Source organism: Methylibium sp. T29 (assembly GCF_000576205.1).
Lineage (GTDB): Bacteria > Pseudomonadota > Gammaproteobacteria > Burkholderiales > Burkholderiaceae_C > Methylibium > Methylibium petroleiphilum.
In genome coordinates this window covers 1-4,942 of sequence record NZ_AZND01000238.1, presented here as the reverse complement: position 1 = coordinate 4,942, position 4,942 = coordinate 1, and the positions used below count along the sequence as shown (strand labels likewise).

Here is a 4,942-nt window from a genome sequence, read left to right as displayed (position 1 = left end):
CCGCCGGGCGTGCTCGTCGGCGCGGTGGCTTCCTCGACGCCGATCTGAGCGACGTACGACGCGACGTTGGACAGTTCAGTCGCCGTCAGCACGATCGCCGTGTGCGCCTGGATGGCTGCAGTCACGCTGGCCGCAGACCCGTCATGCAGATAGGGCGCCGTGGCCCAAACATCGCGAAGCGTCGGTGTGTCGATCCCCGTCAACGTTCCGCCCAAACGGTTGCCGCTGGAGGCCTTGAGCGTGCCAACGTCTCTCAAGGTACTGGCTCCGCTCTCGGTGAACGCCGTTCCAGAGTGGCATGACGAGCACTTGCTGGCGAACACGGCCTGGCCTGCTGTCCCAGCTGCGGTGAGACTCCCGTCTGCGTTGCGGTTCGGAGTCGGCGCGAACGTGTTGAGCGAGCCCACGTAGGCCGCCAGCGCGTCAAGGTCTGCGCTGACCCCGGCCTTCGTCGTGCCCAACGGCTGAGACCGTGTCCCGGTATTGAACTGCACGTCCGTCATCAGCCCAGCGCCTTGCGCAAGCGTTCGGATCTGCCCTTCAAAATCCTGGATCTCGTCGAAATTTCCGCTCCAGTGCTTGAAGCCCTGCCCACCGGCCCGACCACGCAGGCTGATCGTGTTGCGCAGCCCTTCTCCCAGACTGCTCAGGTCCCATGTGCGACCGTCGTGCCCACCGTCGTTGTGGCAGGCCGCGCAACTCATGTACGCATCGCGAGACAACCGGGGGTCACGGGCATCGTAGAAGAACTGCTTGCCCGTCAGCACCACGGCCGAGAGCTTCTCGACGGCGACCGCGTCGACGGCTGCCGATGCAGTCACGCTGAACTCGCCATACCGTACCAGCCGCGTCAGATCGAAGACCCCAGAGTCCGATCCATGAAGTTGTTGACATACAGGGTCAGGCCGTCGGGCGAGACGGCGACCCCATCGGGTGCGCGCCCCGCATCGAAGCGGAACAGTTCGACTTCCCGGACCGGATCGATCACCGCGACGTGACGGCTCGTCTGCAGCGCGACGAACAGGTACGCCCCTGTCGGGTGGAAAACCGCGGCACTGGCGAGACTGGAGTTGTCGTGATCGACGCGGGCCGCATAGTCTTCCGCGAAGGTCACCAGGTCGATCCTCGAGGTGATCGCGCGCACCGTGCTTTCGAAGTTCAGGGCCAAGCCGTCACGCCGGGTTCCGCGCTTGACGTTGTCCTGCTTCGATGGGACCCAAGCGCTCTTTCCGTCCGGGGCAATCACTGGCGAGGCCAGATAGTTCGGAATGCCGCGCCCGTGCAGCGTGGTGTCCGGCAAGTCGCTGTGCTGCAGGACGATGGTGCGCTCGATTGCCATGGCGGACGTGACCACCACCACCTCGCCGCCACGCTTGACCCCCGCCACCTCGGTCTGAACGACTGTGGTCCCCTCTCCCGGCAAGGGCGGCGAAATGAATCGCGAAACGAAAATGCGGTCGCTCGCAACGGGGATCGAAAGATGGCGCGGATTGGCACCTACCGCGACCGATCCCAAAACAGCCCCCGAGCTCACGTTCAGTTTCAGCAGCTGACCGCTGGCTTCCAACGCGACGTAGGCAGCGCTGCCATTCGGCGCGAAGGCAAGTCCGTAGGGCATCGAAGCCCGAGGCAATGCAATCGTCTGAACCACCGACAGGCTGCTGGCACTGATGACACTGATGCTCGAGCCGCTCTTGTTGGTGACCCACACGCGACCATCAGGGGCCACAGCCAAGGTCCGCGGATCGACCCCGACCGCGACTTCGGCTACCTTGTTGTAGGTCACGCCATCGAAGACGCTGACACTGTCGTTATCCTGGTTGACCAACCAGACCCGCGGGTTCTGTCCAGCGCGGGTCTCGACGACGACGTTGGTCGATCCGCTCGGACGAGTCGCTCCTGAGATCGCTCCATAGATTGCCTGCGTGAAGCTGAGCGTCTTCACGGCACCCGAAGTCGATAGCGCAGTGACCGTCACGGTATAAAGCCCCGGTGCGGCATAGAGGTGCGTGACCGTGGCCGCAGTCGAATAGGCGGTCTCCGGCGTTCCGTCACCGAAGTCCCATCGGTACTGAACCCCGGCGCCCATGTTCGATGTGACATTGAATGTCGCGGTCCCGCCCGCCACGACAGGCGGAGCCAGCACGGGATTGATCACCGGCTGGACCGGAATCACCGTCCAGGCGAACGCGGTGGTATCACTGGCACCGTTTCCATCCTGGACCGTGACCGTCGGGCTGTAGGTTCCAGCGGTGTTCACGGTGCCGCTGATCACACCGGTGCTCGCAGATAGGTTCAGCCTGCGGGCAGGCCCGACGCGGAATACGTCAGCGCATCGCCGTCGGGGTCGGTCGCAGAGATGCCGAGCGTCACGGTCTGCCCCTGCGTGTGCGATTGCGCCCCGGCGAGTTGATCGTCGGCGCCTGATTCGCCCCGGGTACCGTGAACAACACGGTCTTCTCCACCGCTCTGGCACCCATGGTGCTGAAGTCGCCGGTGGCGACTGGAACGCCCCAATTGATACCGTCGGCGCTGACGTAGAAGCGGAACTGCGCGATCGTGCCGTTGGCGCCCGACTGACGCGGCAGATACTTGAAGCCGCCGACATTGCGCACGGCACCAAGGTTCACCGTGAACGTGTGCGGCGGCGGCGGATTGGCTCCGGACCACTGCGTATGCCAGAAAGTGGCGGTATTGCCGTCGATCGCGTTGGCCGCCGGAGCATTCTCCCCCTGCGTTTCCTGGCTGTCCGCGCTCACGGTCCATCCGGCGCGGGAAATCGTTGCGCCGTTGGTGTCGAGCAGGTTGAACTCGGCCATCGAGGCCCAGGCGCCCCCGTTGATCTCAGTCACCTCTTCCAGGCGAACATAGCGCACCGAGATCGGACCGGAGGTGCCTCCGACCACGTTCCACATGAAATCCGTGCTGGTCTCGCCGGAAGTGGTCGCCGCGAAAATACTGACCTTGAAATCGCCACCTGCAGTCGGTGTACCGGTGATGCTGCCGGTGGTCGCGTTCATGCTCAGACCGGGAGGCAGCCCCGTCGCCCTGAATGTGATGCCCAGACCATTCGGAGCTGTTGCGGTCGTGCTCAGCGAAACAGCGACGCCGGCCGTCCCGGCTTGCGTTCCCGGCGACTGCAGTTGCGGGGCCGTGCCAGCACCGATGCGCACCGTCTTCGCCACCGAAGGAACGCCTTGCCCGTCGATCGCGAAAAGCATGTACTGACCCGGCAGCGCAATGCCCGGATTGGTCGGTACGTCGATGCTGTAGCTGTTCGTGCCGGTCGACGCGAACACCAGCGGGATGCGCCGCTGGTCGTTGTTGACGGTGTGCGTCGTCGAAGACAGGCGGATCAGCACGAAAGACGTGACGGCCGAGTTGGTGGTCACGGCCATCTTCTTGCCGTACTCCACCTGCGCCGGAAACGTGTTGATGACAGGACGCGTCGCCGCACTGCCGTCCGAGTTCATCAGATAGTTGGGCGTCAGAATCTGTACGTCGGGGTGATTGCCTGCACAACCCTGTCCACACAAGCCGCCGCCAGCTGACAGCACCCGACCATCGTGCAGCAACAGCGCAACACCGTGGTAATTGCGCGGTACGGTCATGGCCGGCATCGTCGTGAAGGCTTCCGTCACGGGATCCCACAGTTCCGGGATCAGCACCGAGCGATCGTCTGAAAAGGGAACCGGACGTGTCTGCCCCCCGACGATCAGGACCTGTCCGTTGGGCAGCACCACGCTGTTGTGAAAGGCGCGTGCGTAGCTCATCGGCGCAATCTTGCGCACACTCAAACCAGCATTGACGTCGATCACGTACGAACTCGCCGTGGCATCGATGTTCTCGTAAGCGGGCGCACCGCCCGTCTTGAGAATCTTGCCGATGTCGTACATCACGGTGGAACCGTTGATTGCGTACGCATCGTCGCCGCGCGTTCCCGCGGGAACGCTGGATCCATTGCCCTGGGTGTTGATCCAGTTCATGTTGGCGCTCGGGCCCGCATGGAGCACCTGCCCGGTGCCGGTCGGGATCAACCACATGTGGTTGTCTCCCCGGAAAACGCCGCCCGGGTCGGGCCCCACCATCGGGTTCACGGCCACGCCGGTCAGGCGCCGCCAACCGCCCGCCTCTGTCCAGATTTCGGCATGCTTGTTGCCTTGCCCGCCATTCCACGAGCCCCCGAGCGTCAGGATGGAACCATCCTGCAGGATCGTGTTGGCTGGTAGGCGCGCGGAATATTCATGGCCGCCGCGGCAGCCCACGCCCCCGTTGCCGGGTTGTAGATGCTGGTGGTCCCCGCGCTCGATCCGCCGCTGACCAACAACCGTCCGTCCGGCAGGTTGGTCGTGCCGGGGCAGAACATGTTGTGGTTGGTTTCGTTGATCAACCTTTCGGTTGCGGTATTCGTGACCGGATCGAACAGCGTCGAGTAGGTATTCCCAGCAGTGGTTGTGAAATCAAAGCGGCTGTCGGCCGACCACATCAGGACCTTGCCGTTCGGCAGGTTCGCCGCAGCAGACGGCACCAGGGTGAGCGAAACAGGGGCTGACCAGACGGCCTGCGCCGGCGCGGCGATGGCGGCGATGCGTGCCTTGGCTGAAGAAGCCGCGGTCGCCTCGGAGGCATTATCGGTTTCGCCCCCGCCGCAAGCCGAGATCAGCAGGCAAGCCGACACCGCCAGCCCCGGACCGATGCGTCGAATGGCCTCCCTGGTCAGTATTTGTCGATTTCTCACTGAATCTCGTTTTCGATAATGGGGGAGTCAAAAGTCGCCGCACGTTGCTGCGCCGCACCAAGCAACACCTCAGCAACTCCACAGCTGCAGTGGCAAGAACGATATTAGGCGGCGATCCGTAGTGAGGCACCCCCGCAGCCGGGGGTAAATGCAGGGAAGCTCTGGTTACGGTTGTGCAAACCGACATGCGTGCGGCCCTTAGGG

General features: G+C 63.8%; 4 protein-coding genes. All 4 read right to left on the bottom strand.

Going from position 1 to position 4,942, the window contains the following annotated elements; all coding sequences use genetic code 11:
- On the bottom strand, window positions 1-821 hold an 821-nt coding region (locus x551_RS23705; RefSeq protein ID WP_275452078.1), incomplete at its 3' end, for a cytochrome c peroxidase.
- A 29-nt stretch (window positions 822-850) separates the two neighbouring features.
- A complete protein-coding gene (locus x551_RS23700) occupies window positions 851-2,476 on the bottom strand; it encodes a PKD domain-containing protein (protein ID WP_256363999.1) in 1,626 nt (541 codons plus the stop codon).
- Entirely contained in the window at window positions 2,370-4,265 is a 1,896-nt protein-coding gene (locus x551_RS23695; protein WP_051512152.1) for a galactose oxidase-like domain-containing protein, read from the bottom strand. Before x551_RS23695 ends, x551_RS23700 begins: the two co-directional genes overlap by 107 nt.
- On the bottom strand, window positions 4,190-4,738 hold the full coding sequence (locus x551_RS25450; protein WP_152543581.1) for a hypothetical protein: 549 nt from the start codon (window positions 4,736-4,738) through the stop codon (window positions 4,190-4,192). The genes x551_RS23695 and x551_RS25450 overlap by 76 nt, the downstream gene beginning before the upstream one ends.
- Window positions 4,739-4,942 lie beyond the last annotated feature (204 nt).